Source organism: Neobacillus sp. 204 (genome assembly GCF_046562815.1).
In the GTDB taxonomy this organism is placed as follows: domain Bacteria; phylum Bacillota; class Bacilli; order Bacillales; family Cytobacillaceae; genus Neobacillus.
This window is the reverse complement of sequence record NZ_JBJORY010000032.1, coordinates 1-14198: the sequence shown is the minus strand read 5'-3', so window position 1 is coordinate 14198 and position 14198 is coordinate 1. Positions and strand designations below refer to the sequence as shown.

Annotated in this window: 11 protein-coding genes and 2 riboswitches; all 11 genes read left to right on the top strand. The window is 39.0% G+C overall.

Annotation, left to right across the window (positions count from 1 at the left end; translation table 11 throughout):
- Positions 1-195: 195 nt before the first annotated feature.
- A complete protein-coding gene (locus ACJ004_RS29695; protein ID WP_410896679.1) occupies positions 196-342 on the top strand; it encodes a hypothetical protein in 147 nt (48 codons plus the stop codon).
- Positions 343-464: 122 nt separating this feature from the next.
- On the top strand, positions 465-713 hold the full coding sequence (locus ACJ004_RS29690) for a hypothetical protein (RefSeq protein WP_410896678.1): 249 nt from the start codon (positions 465-467) through the stop codon (positions 711-713).
- Between the two features lie 295 nt (positions 714-1008).
- On the top strand, positions 1009-1467 hold the full coding sequence (locus tag ACJ004_RS29685; RefSeq protein ID WP_410896677.1) for a hypothetical protein: 459 nt from the start codon (positions 1009-1011) through the stop codon (positions 1465-1467).
- A gap of 193 nt (positions 1468-1660) precedes the next feature.
- A complete protein-coding gene (locus ACJ004_RS29680) occupies positions 1661-2167 on the top strand; it encodes a DUF6241 domain-containing protein (RefSeq protein WP_410896676.1) in 507 nt (168 codons plus the stop codon).
- 238 nt (positions 2168-2405) lie between these two features.
- Entirely contained in the window at positions 2406-3347 is a 942-nt protein-coding gene (locus tag ACJ004_RS29675; RefSeq protein ID WP_410896680.1) for an AAA family ATPase, read from the top strand.
- Positions 3348-4568, top strand: a complete 1221-nt coding sequence (locus ACJ004_RS29670) for a DUF58 domain-containing protein (RefSeq protein ID WP_410896675.1) — start codon at positions 3348-3350, stop codon at positions 4566-4568.
- Positions 4565-6775 (top strand): transglutaminase TgpA family protein, encoded by a 2211-nt coding sequence (locus ACJ004_RS29665; RefSeq protein ID WP_410896674.1) that lies wholly within the window; start codon positions 4565-4567, stop codon positions 6773-6775. The genes ACJ004_RS29670 and ACJ004_RS29665 overlap by 4 nt, the downstream gene beginning before the upstream one ends.
- 81 nt (positions 6776-6856) lie before the next feature.
- Positions 6857-6959, top strand: a riboswitch (purine riboswitch).
- Between the two features lie 147 nt (positions 6960-7106).
- Positions 7107-8627, top strand: a complete 1521-nt coding sequence (gene guaA / locus ACJ004_RS29660; protein ID WP_410896673.1) for a glutamine-hydrolyzing GMP synthase — start codon at positions 7107-7109, stop codon at positions 8625-8627.
- A 322-nt stretch (positions 8628-8949) separates the two neighbouring features.
- Positions 8950-9051: riboswitch (purine riboswitch) on the top strand.
- 107 nt (positions 9052-9158) lie between these two features.
- Positions 9159-10487 carry an NCS2 family permease gene (locus tag ACJ004_RS29655; RefSeq protein WP_410896672.1) on the top strand — a complete coding sequence of 443 codons (1329 nt, stop codon included), beginning with the start codon at positions 9159-9161 and terminating at the stop codon, positions 10485-10487.
- A gap of 311 nt (positions 10488-10798) precedes the next feature.
- Positions 10799-11641 carry a glucose PTS transporter transcription antiterminator GlcT gene (glcT, locus tag ACJ004_RS29650; RefSeq protein ID WP_410896671.1) on the top strand — a complete coding sequence of 281 codons (843 nt, stop codon included), beginning with the start codon at positions 10799-10801 and terminating at the stop codon, positions 11639-11641.
- 190 nt (positions 11642-11831) lie between these two features.
- On the top strand, positions 11832-13898 hold the full coding sequence (ptsG, locus tag ACJ004_RS29645) for a glucose-specific PTS transporter subunit IIBC (RefSeq protein ID WP_410896670.1): 2067 nt from the start codon (positions 11832-11834) through the stop codon (positions 13896-13898).
- The last annotated feature ends 300 nt before the right edge of the window (positions 13899-14198 follow it).

Genomic DNA, 14198 nt, shown 5'->3' with positions numbered 1-14198 from the left:
GCCTCGCCGTGAACATGGCAGGTTTTTTTCTGTTCTTGGTGTAAAAAGAAAGTAGATAATATTAAACAGGCATCCTATTATCCAGATGAACAGAGAATTTTAATACTAAAAACGAAAGATTATGGAAGTAATATTATTGGGTTAGACTTAGTGGGAAATCTCGTATTTGAAATAAGTGAACCTAACGGATATAGTATGGAATATTTATCAGAAATAGATCAATCCCCAGTGGTGGTATGTGAAGGGGATGAAAATCATGTAAATAATTTTGGAAGAGGAAGAATGAATTTCTTTATTAATTTAAAAACTGCACTGCTTAAAAAAGGTAATTTTGCCTATTAAAAAAATCCATAAAAGGGGAGTAAGTGACTAAATATTTTAAGGAATCAAGTTTTAAGGTAATGGCTAATAATTTATTAACTATAATTTTACTAAACTTAAATTTATCCTAAGGAAGATATAATATGAAGAATGAAAAAGAAAAGAAAATTATCAAAAATGAAGGGCTACAACGTTTTAATTGGTATAATGAACATCCTTTACATGAAAATGAAGTAGGGATAAGGATTGGTAATAGTAACCATTGGGAAGTATTTGTAACTGATGAGAGAGCTAGTGTTGTACAAGGTTCAATAACGGTATTTGATAATGAAAGTGATGCGCTTGCCAATTTTATTAAAAGATTGAGAACAGAAAAAATATTATTTCAGTAGATTTATTATCCAATTTGTTTTTAAAAAGGACATCGGTTTAAATGACGTGGAAGCCCTAATTGAAATCAATAGACCAATTTTAATGTATGAGGGATATCCTGTAAGCAGAAGGCTTATCCCAAATCATTTGATTAAAGAGTATCTTCATGATTTAAATTGAAATTAATATGAGTGTATTTATAGGAAATCAAGGATTCAAAGTCAAATGAGCTTTGAATCCCTTTTTAAAATCCTGAACAAATCATTACAAAATATAAACCCAATATTCAATGAATATTAAGAGTATGGAGGCATTATGGATAGATGCATTGCTGTTTATAAAAATAAAAGATATAAAGCTTATTCCACAGGAACTAAAGGAGAAATTTCGAAGGTAAAATTATTTTTGCACCGAGCAGAAGAGGGTTTCATTCCTGTTATGTCCGCATACGATAAAGATTTATATGAAAAAGAAATAAAAAAAGAAGAGGTTTCAGAGTTATATAGAGAGTATTTTATGGCTCGCTATAAAAATTATGAATTCTTTGTTGTTGCTCATTTTATGGATAGGAAAGAGATAGAAATTGTAACAGTCGATCCAAATATCGGAAGAGAATGTAATCTGAACTATCAAGATAGGGATCTTTTTACAAAAAGACTTGGCTCAGATGATGATTTCCAACTTATTCATGTTAAAGAAGACCTTTTGAGCAAATCAACTACAAGAAAAGAAGTAACATTAGAGGAGCCCTATGTAATAGATAACGAGAAGTAACAGCAAGCAATCCAAACAATTTATAAATTACGAGTCTACTCTTTTTATAGAGTAGGCTTTTTTATGTTAGAAACCACACTTTTTAAATGGTATTAAAGGAAAATAAAGGAGAAATGTGGAATTATTAATTTTAATCCTATCATAGAGGGGCGGTGATTCTCCAGACCTTCTCGTTAAAGGAGCAGGAGAAACTATGAAAAAAATTCCTAAAAAAATATGGATACCAATTGTTCTGGTGGGGTTATTGGTTGGGGGTTATTTCTATTTTGATAAGGAAAATGTCTCTGTTAGCGTAGGAACTGCACCGAAGGGTGAAAAAATGGTTCAAGTCCATGAACAAACAAAAAAGGTTGATAGTGAATTTTCCTTTAGTATGAGTGAAAACGCTGTTCAGCAAGCGATACATAATATGTCCCATCAAAAGGTATTAGCAGACAAAAAATGGGGGGCATTACCTCTAACGGCTGAACGAGTTAAAAGATTACTACAAGTGGTCGAAGTAAATGAGAAAAAGTATGAAAATGCAGATTTATATTTAGGCATATTAAGAGCTTGGGAAAAAGGCAATTTTGATAATGTGGTTAGCAACCATAATGCCATTTGGTCGCTGCAGGGTGGAACGGTAGGAAAAGCCATTGGTGCAGCATCGCCTGAAGAAGAAATGGAATTTATCCAAGAGAATTTCGATGTGAAGCAGTGAAATAGAGTCCACTCTTTTTAAAGAGTAGGCTTTTTCTTTTTCCATAAAATGTATAATTGGCCGATTCATGTTGAAAGTTAGCCATTTCCCCAATCAACCTCCAACTACTATTTTAGTAAATTTGAATAATGTGTGTCACTTAATACAGGAATTCTCAGGAAAACCTCGAATACATACATATAATGCCAAAAAGTAGGTAGAAACCATCTGAGGAGGAATCACCTTGTCTCTTGAACAAATGAATCCCACAATAGAGAAGATCCTAGTAAACATTGAAAAGGTTATGATTGGAAAAAGGGACGTTGCCGAACTTAGCTTGGTTGCCTTATTAGCAGGTGGCCACGTACTCTTAGAAGACGTACCAGGTGTCGGAAAAACGATGATGGTCCGTGCGTTGGCCAAGTCTGTAAATGCTAATTTCCGAAGAATTCAATTCACTCCGGATCTACTGCCATCCGATGTAACCGGGGTCTCCATATATAATCCCAAAGAAATGGAATTTCAATTTCGTCCGGGCCCGTTAATGGGAAACATTATTCTCGCCGATGAGATTAACCGGACATCCCCGAAGACGCAGTCAGCGCTCTTAGAAGGGATGGAGGAGGCAAGTGTCACGATTGATGGAATAACCCATCAACTGAATAAGCCATTTTTCGTTATGGCTACGCAAAATCCAATCGAATATGAAGGGACCTATCCGCTTCCCGAGGCACAGTTGGACCGTTTTTTATTAAAAATGAGAATGGGTTATCCAGACTTACAAGAGGAAATGGAAGTGTTAAACAGAGCTCAAAAGATCCCGCCAATCGAGGAGTTAACGCCAGTTATTGACCTTGAAGGTCTTCTCGATTTACAGAGAGAAATCAAGGAAGTGTTCGTCGATGACACGATAAAGCGTTACATTGTCGATATCGTTAACCGTACACGGGGCCACGGAAGTGTCTACCTTGGGGCAAGTCCAAGGGGGTCAATCGCCCTGATGAAGGCAGCACAGGGCTATGCCTATATGTATGGCCGCGATTATGTTCTCCCAGATGACATTCAATATTTAGCTCGATTTGTCTTATCCCACCGGATCATTTTAAAGTCGGAGGCAAAATTCGAAGGGATTTCAGCAGAAGAATTAGTGAACCAGGTGGTTGCCAGAGTCCCGGTTCCAGTCCAAAGGTTAGTGAAATAAATGAAAAAAATTTGGATGATATTGAAAAAAGTATGGAAGTTTATCCTGCTGCTTTTTTTGATTCTGTTAACTTTTTCCTATGCAATGTTCCAAGGGGGATTTGTAAGCTGGTTTTTATTTTATAGCTTTTTGCCCTTTGCGATTTATTGTGTCGCCCTATCGTTGTACTCCTTAAATGAGCTTGAAGTGACAAGGGTATTGCCAAAAAGCGACTACAATGCCGGAGAGCCTTTAAAGGTGACAGTTATAGTGAAAAGAGCAAAATCCTTTCCGCTCTTTTTTTTACTGATTGAAGACCAATTAAATGATTATTTGAAATTTGCTCCCCAGCAAAAGAAGTCGAAGGCCCTGCTTCTTCCCGGTTTAAAAAAAGAATTTTCTTATGAATATATCATTGATGAACTGCCGCGCGGAGAACATTTATTTGAATCCTTAACCCTAAGAATCGGGGATCCGCTCGGATTATTTGAAAAAGAAAAGAAGGTTGTCATGGAGGACAAGATCATTGTCTATCCGGCTTATACAGAGTTATTATATCGATCATTTGAAAATCATTATGATTCTGGCCTGACTGCCTCAAGGGAACGTGTCCAGCGTGATACATCCATGGCGACTGGGGTACGGGATTACCAGCCGGGTGACCGCTTTTCGTGGATCAACTGGAAAGCATCCGCCAAGCGTAATATCCTAATGACGAAGGAATTTGAGCAGCGGCAATCACATGATGTTTTTGTGGTTATGGACTGTGCAGCGAATAAGCATTTTGAGCCAGTGGTTTCGTTTACGGCCTCATTATTACGGGCTATTTTAAAAAAGGGAGCCCAGACTGGTCTGTTAACGGTTAGTAACGAGCGAGGCACTTTCCCGATTCGCGGCGGGGAACAGCATCTTCAGCAGCTCTTTTATCATCTGGCAAAAATAGAGGCGAAATGTATCATGCCATTTGAAAAGGTATTAGATACAGATGGTCATTTTATTCAGCAAACCGTTTCGTTTATGCTTGTCACCGCACAAATTACAAAACCGCTAATTGAAAAAGCGAGCTTTCTAGGACAGCGAAAAGGTGGAGCCATTACGCTTTTTCTGATTAAAGGAGAGAAAGAAGCACCGACAGACACGGAACGGTCACTGATGGGGATTTCTAATGCCCGTGGAGTCCGGGTGGTTTTGGTTCAGGAAGGCGAACACATGGCAGCTTTTTCGGAGGTGAACTTCCGATGATTAAAAAAGATTTATCATCATTTTTGTTATATACATTTAGTTTTTTATTATTATGGGAATGGCTGCGGCCCATTGAACAATTAACAGAAACAGACCATATTGAGACCTTTATTATCTTTTTGGTTATTTCATTTGCATTATCCTTTTTTCAATTGAAAAGGATTTGGAAATATAGTATAAAAACGATCTTTATTTTATATTCAATTAACCGAATTCATTTTGTAGAAGGTTTCTTTGATTCAACATGGATAAAGGCATTCTTTAAAGACTTGACCGATAATCTTGGCTTGCTCGCAGCAAGGAGCTGGAATGACTTATCCAATGAGTTTAGGACATTGTTATTTTTTATCCTGCTTTGGCTTATTGTTTACTTACTTAATTACTGGGTCTTAAACCGAAAGCGGATCTTTATTTTTTTCTTTATGACCCTAGTTTATATTACAGTTCTAGATACATTTACGCCCTATGTGGCCAAGGCTGCGATTGTCAGAACGGTGGTTGCCGGTTTTGCAGTGATGGGAATGCTGACGTATTACCGAATCATTAAAAAGGAAAATGTCAGTGGTGAACCGACGTTCCTTCGCAAGTGGATGGTTCCGCTCGCTGTTATGATTTCGCTAAGTGTCCTAGTGGGAATAGTCGCACCGAAAGCTGCGCCGATTTGGCCTGACCCTGTCCCCTATTTAACAGCCGATAACGATAAGGTCCCCGAACGTAAGGTTAGTGGGGTGCATCGTATAGGTTACGGGACCAATGATGCTCAATTAGGCGGTCCGTTTATAGGGGATAACAACCCAGTCTTTAGGTATGAAGGAAACGGAAAGAATTATTGGAAGATGGAGACAAAGGATAGGTATACAGGAAAAGGCTGGCTGGCTTCTGGGACGACCCCGATAACCTTTCGTCAGGAAGATCTTGTCCCTGTCTTTTCTGTGCCTGAAACAGTGGAGACAATTAAAGAATCTGCACGGGTGGCTACAAATCCGGCCTATAACTTCAATTATCTTATGTACCCAGCTGGAATTACCAAAGTTTTAAAGATGCTCCCAGAGGGCAATCGATTTGAAATCGATACAACCAATGAAAGAATCAGCCTTTTCGATAATGACAATACCCCTTCGGTACCGAGTGTCTTTACTGTTGAATTTGAAGTTCCAAAATACAAGGCCAAGGACTTAGTCCAAACAAAAAGTTTCAACCCAACAAGCATCAACGAAGAATTTTATCAAAGGTATACGCTCCTGCCTGCAAAGCTCCCGCCAAGAGTAAAAGAATTAGCTGAGGAGATTACTGCGTCAAAAACCAATTGGTTTGATAAAGCCAAAGCGATTGAAAGCTATTTTGGGAAATCCGAGTTTACCTATGATCAGAAAAATGTCGCGGTGCCTGACACCAACGATGATTATGTTGATCAGTTTTTGTTTGAGACAAAAAGGGGGTATTGTGACAATTTCTCCTCCTCGATGGCCGTTATGCTGCGAACGCTCGGAATTCCGACGCGTTGGGTAAAAGGATTCACAGGTGGAGATTTTCTGCAATATAGTGATGAGAATTTAGGAAATCAAATCTATGAGGTAACGAATAATAATGCCCACTCCTGGGTGGAGGTTTATTTCCCTAATCAAGGCTGGGTACCATTCGAACCGACAAAAGGTTTTTCTAATCAAATTAACATCAATTACGAATCATCAGGTTCAGGATCTAATAATCAAGCGACCACGACCCCACCGGTTAAAAAGCCTCAGCAAGAAGAAATCGATGATACCGATACAGCAACCGATTCGAATAAATTCTTTGATGTCAAAAGAATCTGGGCAGAGTCTAAATTGTTTTTTAACAACAATTGGAAGAGGATGGTTCTCATGATCCTTCTCTTTTCTGCAGTAGCCGGCATTCTGTATCGAATTCGCGGGAAGTGGGTGCCATACAGTCTGCTAGCGGTTTACCGATTTAAGAAAAAAGATGAAAGTATTGGTGCTGCCTACTTGGCATTATTGGATCAGTTCGATCGCTATGGCTTAAAGCGGAAGAAAAACCAAACGCTTCGAAACTATGCACGGTACATTGATTCGTTCTTCTCGACGCGAGAGATGTCTCGTTTGACTGCCATTTATGAAAATTATTTGTATCATCAAAACTTGCCAAAGGGAACTTGGAAAGAATCGTATGAATTATGGGAAAATTTAATCAAAAAAACAATTGCTTGACCACAAAAACGACCTATTGTTACAATATGTACTAATTCATGGTTAGCACGAGTACCAAACTGAAAAGGTGCTTACGCTTATCAAAATATAGTACGTTTCCTTCATATATCCTCGAAAATAAGGTTCGAGAGTCTCTACCGGGTCACCGTATAATGATCTGACTATGAAGGCAGGATTTTTTTCTGTGGCTTTTGCAAGAAAACTAGAATTCTGCCTTCCTGATATTTTTTAGGGGGAGAATTCTAGTTTTTTTTATATCCTTTGCTGTAAAGGTTCATAATAACTATAACTTGAGAAAATTGAGGTGGATGCTTTGCCAGGCAAGCATGAGATGATTATTGTATTAGATTTTGGGAGTCAATATAACCAATTAATTACCCGCAGGATCCGTGAATTCGGGGTATATAGTGAACTGCATCCGCATACCATTACAGCCGAAGAAATTCGTCAATTAAATCCAAAAGGGATTATCTTCTCCGGCGGTCCAAACAGTGTATACGATGAAAATTCCTTCCGCTGTGATGAGGCCATTTTTGAAATGGGTCTGCCAATCCTTGGAATTTGCTACGGGATGCAATTAATGACCGTCCATTTTGATGGGAAGGTTGAAAAAGCGAGCCAACGTGAATACGGAAAAGCAACCATGACGGTGCAGCATCCATCAGCGCTATTTAGCGGTCTGCCAAATGAACAGACTGTGTGGATGAGTCACGGTGACCTTGTGGTAGAAGCACCTTCAGGTTTTACAGTGGATGGCACGAACCCAACCTGCCCGATTTCAGCCATGAGTAATGAGGAGCGAAAGCTTTATGCTGTACAGTTTCACCCGGAAGTACGTCATTCCATTTATGGCAATGAACTGTTAAGGAATTTTGTCTTTAATGTGTGTGAATGCACTGGCGATTGGTCGATGGGCAACTTCATTGAGGTGGAAATGGCAAAAATTCGTGAGATGGTTGGCGATAAAAAAGTTCTTTGTGCTTTAAGTGGAGGGGTTGACTCTTCAGTTGTTGCCGTGCTGATTCATAAGGCAATCGGTGATCAACTTACTTGTATTTTTGTCGATCATGGCCTGCTTCGTAAAAATGAGGCGGAGAGCGTGATGAAGACTTTTTCGGAAGGCTTCCATATGAATGTAATCAAAGTTGATGCCAAAGATCGTTTCTTATCAAAGTTGGAAGGTGTTTCTGACCCTGAGAAAAAACGAAAAATCATCGGCAATGAGTTTATTTATGTATTTGATGATGAGGCGACAAAGCTTGAAGGGATTGAGTTTTTAGCCCAAGGTACGCTTTATACAGATATAATTGAAAGTGGTACGGCAACTGCACAAACGATTAAATCTCATCATAATGTGGGCGGTTTACCGGAAGATATGCAGTTTAAACTGATCGAACCGTTGAACACACTATTTAAAGATGAGGTCCGTGCACTTGGAACCGAGCTTGGTATTCCGGATGATATCGTCTGGAGGCAGCCATTCCCTGGCCCGGGTCTTGGTATTCGTGTGTTAGGAGCTATTTCAGATGATAAACTTGAAATCGTTCGTGAATCAGATTGGATCCTCCGCGAGGAAATTAAAAAAGCTGGATTGGATCGGGAAATTTGGCAGTATTTCACTGTATTACCGGACATTCGCAGTGTCGGTGTCATGGGGGACGCAAGAACATACGATTACACGATTGGCATTCGTGCCGTGACCTCTATTGATGGAATGACGTCCGATTGGGCAAGAATTCCTTGGGATGTCTTAGAAGTCATTTCGACGCGTATTGTGAACGAAGTAGCCCATGTAAACCGAGTGGTTTACGACATTACCAGCAAGCCGCCTGCAACGATTGAGTGGGAATAAGAAAAGCGGAAGCGCCTTGTTCAGGGGCGTCAGGCATAAGACAAGCTGGCGAGAAGGTTGCTCTTTAACCTTCTTGACAGATTGGCTTATGACCCCGAGCCCCTAGGCGCTGTAGCTAGACAATAAGAAAAGCGGTAGTTAGACCATAATTAAATCTAAATTGCTGTTGCAACAGCGTAAGAACTGGAACTTAAAATGGTTCCAGTTCTTATTTATTTTAGGAAGGATTTTATTCACGAACGATTTTAATTTTATTTTTAATATCGTTCGTATTTTTTATTTACAAGATGTTTGTTTCCTGCTAAAATAAAAATCGAGTTAAGAGAATAATAATTAATTGCATCGTATAATCTTGGGAATATGGCCCAAAAGTTTCTACCGAGCCACCGTAAATGGCTTGACTACGAGGCAGTGTTTTAATAAAAAAGAGGCATGCCTCTTTTTATTGCACATGCCTAAAGTCACGCTCCGGTAGAATGATACCGGAGCTTTTTTGCATAATAAAGAAAAAGAACCTTAGGGGGAAGAGGAATGCAGAAGTATTTTGAGTTTGAGAAACACGGTACAAATTATCGCCGCGAATTTATTGGGGGACTAACCACCTTCTTAGCAATGGCTTATATATTAGTTGTTAACCCGCTAACATTATCGTTAGCATCGATCAAGGACTATCCGGATGCCTTAAGAATGGACTACGGTGCAGTATTTGTCGCGACAGCCCTTGCATCAGCACTAGGATCGATTGTTATGGGACTTCTCGGGAAGTATCCACTGGCACTAGCACCAGGAATGGGCTTGAATGCGTTCTTTGCTTATACGGTTGTTTTAGGAAGCGGAATTCCTTGGCAACATGCCCTTGGCGCTGTTCTTATCTCAGGTGTATTTTTCTTCTTATTAACTCTTACTGGCCTGCGTGAAAAAATCATTAATGCGATTCCGGTTGATTTAAAACATGCGGTTGGTGCAGGGATTGGCTTGTTCATTACCTTTATTGGATTACAAAACGCTGGAATTGTAGTCAATAATGATGCAACACTTGTTGGGTTAGGTGATTTAACTGCAGGACCTACTCTTCTTGCTATTTTTGGGATTGTTGTTACGGTCATTATGATGACAAGAGGTATTAATGGTGCAGTATTTTACGGAATGGTCATCACAGTTATCGTTGGAATGATTTTTAACTTAATTGATATGCCGCATAAAGTAGTCGATTCTGTACCAAGTTTATCACCAACTTTTGGTGCAGCCTTTTCTTCGTTTGGAGATAGTTCTTTTTATACGACAGCAATGCTTGGAATTGTTCTTACCTTCTTGTTTGTTGATTTCTTTGATAATGCAGGGACGCTTGTTGCAGTAGCGAACCAAGCAGGAATTATGAAAGACAATAAGCTGCCTCGAGCTGGACGGGCGTTAATTTCTGATTCGATTGCAACAACTGTAGGTGCGGTTTTAGGAACATCCACAACAACGTCTTACATTGAGTCATCGGCAGGGGTTGCTTCTGGGGCTAGAACTGGATTTGCGGCCTTAGTAACAGCAGGATTCTTTATCTTATCGCTATTCTTCTTTCCGTTATTATCGGTTGTAACTGCTCCTGTTACGGCACCTGCCTTAATTATTGTAGGGGTATTAATGGTTTCTTCCTTAGGGAAAATTGATTGGCAGCGTTTTGAAATTGCGGTTCCGGCATTCTTAACAATGATTGCGATGCCGCTGTCTTACAGCATTGCAACTGGAATTGCTGTTGGGTTTATCTTTTATCCAATTACGATGATCGTAAAGGGACGGACAAAAGAAATCCACCCAGTTATGTACTTTTTCTTTGTTATCTTTGTTCTCTATTTCATTTTCTTAAAATAAAGTTAAAAGGACTGTGGGCTGGCACAGTTCTTTTTTTGTTTTTCCTAGGGATGTTTTCGTTGTTATTAACTCGCAGTCTGAATACACTTCGCTTTCCGCGGGCAGCCCGGGGATCCTCCTCGGCGCAAGCGCCTGTGGGGTCTCCCCAGCCCCATCCTCCCGCAGGAGTCTTCGATAGGAATAAGATTCGAATAATTTACCATCTGACAAGACATAATGTTGTCGAACTTTGTCGTTGACTTCCTGTTATCTCTCTTTTATTCTGTAAATAAAAGGTTAAAAGGTTAAAAGGGAGAAATGGGGAAAAGGGTATGGCGCAACTGAAAATTGAAAAGGTTTTAAATAATAATGTTTTGATTGCTGAACACCCGTCCTACGGAGAAGTAGTTTTGATTGGCAAAGGTATTGGCTTTAATCGCAAACACGGTGATTTAATCGAAACAGGCTCTGCGGAAAAACTCTTTGTCTTAAAAAATGAAAAGGAACAGCAAAATTATATTAAATTGCTTCCTTTTATTGATAATGAATTTTTAGAGGTTATCATCGCATCGATTGAGCTAATCAAACAACGAACGAATTCGATGCTAAATGAACATATTCACGTTGCTTTAACAGACCATCTGATGTTTGCCTTAACGCGAGCTTCACAAGGGATGGAAATGAAAAATCCATTTTTAGTTGAGACAAAAGCCCTTTATCGCCATGAATATGAAATAGCTAAAGAAGTTGTGGAGCTTATTAAGGAAAACACTGGCATTAGCTTTCCGATTGGTGAAATTGGCTTTATTGCCTTGCACATTCATAGTGCAATAACCAATAAGAATCTTTCGGATGTGAACCAACATTCCCAGCTCGTCAGCAGACTGGTTGCTATGGTGGAAGAGCAGCTTGAAATAGTGATAGATAAAGAAGGAATCGATTATATGAGACTTGTTCGTCACCTACGCTTTGCTATTGAACGAGTAGTTAAGGGTGAAAAAGTGGATGAACCAGAAAAAATATCTTCCCTATTGAAAGATGAATATCCGATATGCTATAATCTCTCATGGAAGCTCATAAAAGTGATGCAACAATCCTTAAAATTGAAAGTCTTTGATGCAGAAGCAGTTTATCTTACAATGCATTTACAGCGACTTCAAAAAAAATATAAATAGCACTTATTTTTTACGTGTTACTGATTCGATCAGGCATGAGTAAAAAGTTTAATTGAAATGAAGTGAATGGGGTAATCTATACCCATACCTTCATTCTATTGAACCTTTACTCATGCCTTTTTTTGTTGGTATTTCTCTCAAGAATGTAACCGCTTTATGAGCTTATACAAAAAAATAGGAGGTATTTTTTATGTTTAAAAATGCTTTTGGTGTTTTACAAAAAGTCGGTAAAGCACTTATGTTACCGGTCGCAATCTTGCCTGCTGCCGGGATATTATTAGCAATTGGTAATGCGCTTCAAAACCCAACATTGATTGATCTCGCCCCGTTCTTAGATAATAGTGGGATTGCCATGGTTGCGAAGATTATGGAACAGGCTGGTAGTGTTATATTCGGAAACCTGTCATTATTATTTGCCGTTGGGGTAGCAATTGGACTAGCTGGAGGAGAAGGTGTAGCCGGACTAGCTGCGATTGTAGGGTTCCTGATTATGAATGCAACAATGGGTACTGCCTTGGGAATTGATGCAGATGCACTTGCGAAGCATCCTCAAAGCTATGCTTCTGTTTTAGGTATACCGACACTGCAAACAGGTGTTTTTGGAGGTATCATCGTCGGTCTAATTGCTGCTTATATGTATAATAGATTCTTCGAAATTGAATTACCATCATATCTAGGTTTCTTTGCTGGTAAGCGTTTTGTTCCGATTGTAACTGCAGCAAGTACTGTACTTTTAGGATTGCTAATGATTATTATTTGGCCGCCAATTCAAACAGGCCTGAATGCATTCTCCACTAACATGGTTGATGCAAACCTAACTGTTGCTGCCTTTATTTTTGGAGTAATTGAACGTTCGTTAATTCCATTTGGATTACATCATATTTTCTATGCTCCATTCTGGTATGAATTTGGAAGCTATACAAATGCTGCTGGAGATCTTGTTCGTGGTGACCAACGTATTTTTATGGAACAAATTAAAGATAATGTTCAACATTTAACGGCAGGTACATTCACAACAGGTAAATATCCGTTCATGATGTTTGGACTTCCTGCTGCTGCACTCGCTATTTATCATGAGGCTCGACCAGAAAAGAAAGTATTCGTAGGGGGATTAATGGCTTCTGCAGCCTTGACTTCTTTCCTTACAGGTATTACAGAGCCAATTGAATTCTCATTCTTATTTGTAGCACCAGTATTATTTGGAATCCATGCCATTTTTGCAGGATTATCATTTATGACCATGCACTTGTTAAATGTAAAAATCGGGATGACGTTCTCAGGTGGATTAATTGACTATGTGCTATTTGGATTAATCAATCCACAAACAAATGCATGGATCGTTATTCCAGTAGGTCTTGTCTTTGCGCTTATTTATTACTTTGGATTCCGATTTGCGATTCGTAAGTTTAATTTAAAAACACCAGGTCGTGAACTAGAGGAAGAAGAAGATCAAGCACCAACAAGAAAATCAGGTACAGGTGATTTAGCAGCCAATATATTAGATGCTATGGGTGGCAAGGAAAATATTGCTCATTTAGATGCATGTATTACACGTCTTCGTGTTTCGGTAAATGATATTAAAAACGTGGACAAAGCTGAGTTGAAAAAACTTGGTGCTGCGGGTGTGTTAGAAGTAGGAAATAACATTCAAGCGATTTTTGGACCACGTTCTGAAACAATTAAGGGGCAAATGAAGGATATTATGTCTGGTAAAAGACCTTCTAAGGCTTCTGTTGATACAGTAGAAAAAGGTGCGGAACAAAGTAATGTAAATACAGATGCACTTGAAAAAGCGCGTGAAAATGAAGTATTTGCAGCACCGCTTAAAGGGGAAATAAAGCCGATTACTGAAGTGCCTGATCAGGTGTTTGCTGGAAAAATGATGGGCGATGGCTTTGCGATTTTACCAGCTGAAGGAACAGTTGTTTCACCGGTTAACGGAAAAATCGTAAACCTCTTCCCTACAAAACATGCCATTGGTATCTTATCTGATACGGGGCGTGAAATCCTGATTCATGTGGGCATTGACACTGTTAATTTAAAAGGTCAAGGCTTCGAGACGTTAGTTTCTGAAAATGACGTTATTGAACAGGGACAGCCGTTATTAAAAGTGGATTTAAATTACATTAAAGAACATGCGACATCCACAATCACTCCGATTGTCTTCACGAACTTAGCCGAGGGTGAAAAAGTTGTAATTAATAAACAAGGTCAAGTTGAATTGAAGCAAGAGGGAATAATTAAGATTACGAAGTAAGAAGAGGTCGGCCCTAATGAAGGGCCGGCTTTTCTATTTATATAGAAGAAAGTTGAATGGAGAAAATTAATTTTAGATTTTTTGTTGACGTGGCCTAGGCATGGTGGTAATATATTAAAGCAGTCGTTAATGACAAGTTACTAACTTGTTGGTGTTGAAAAACGTTGATAAAAAGTGTTGACAACGAATTGCTGAAATGATATATTTATAAAGTTGCTTCAAACGAAGTAACGAGCTTGTTCTTTGAAAACTAAACAAACAAAATCGTGCAAACAAACAATCAATTTTAATTTCATTATT

Bases quoted from the DNA above. Each gene is read 5' to 3' on its own strand.
- ACJ004_RS29655 (WP_410896672.1), top strand. From the start codon at position 9,159: ATGCAGAAGTATTTTGAGTTTGAGAAACACGGTACAAATTATCGCCGC.
- ACJ004_RS29685 (WP_410896677.1), top strand. From the start codon at position 1,009: ATGGATAGATGCATTGCTGTTTATAAAAATAAAAGATATAAAGCTTAT.
- ACJ004_RS29665 (WP_410896674.1), top strand. From the start codon at position 4,565: ATGATTAAAAAAGATTTATCATCATTTTTGTTATATACATTTAGTTTT.
- ptsG (WP_410896670.1), top strand. From the start codon at position 11,832: ATGTTTAAAAATGCTTTTGGTGTTTTACAAAAAGTCGGTAAAGCACTT.
- ACJ004_RS29675 (WP_410896680.1), top strand. From the start codon at position 2,406: ATGAATCCCACAATAGAGAAGATCCTAGTAAACATTGAAAAGGTTATG.
- ACJ004_RS29680 (WP_410896676.1), top strand. From the start codon at position 1,661: ATGAAAAAAATTCCTAAAAAAATATGGATACCAATTGTTCTGGTGGGG.
- guaA (WP_410896673.1), top strand. From the start codon at position 7,107: ATGATTATTGTATTAGATTTTGGGAGTCAATATAACCAATTAATTACC.
- ACJ004_RS29695 (WP_410896679.1), top strand. From the start codon at position 196: ATGGAATATTTATCAGAAATAGATCAATCCCCAGTGGTGGTATGTGAA.
- ACJ004_RS29670 (WP_410896675.1), top strand. From the start codon at position 3,348: ATGAAAAAAATTTGGATGATATTGAAAAAAGTATGGAAGTTTATCCTG.
- ACJ004_RS29690 (WP_410896678.1), top strand. From the start codon at position 465: ATGAAGAATGAAAAAGAAAAGAAAATTATCAAAAATGAAGGGCTACAA.
- glcT (WP_410896671.1), top strand. From the start codon at position 10,799: ATGGCGCAACTGAAAATTGAAAAGGTTTTAAATAATAATGTTTTGATT.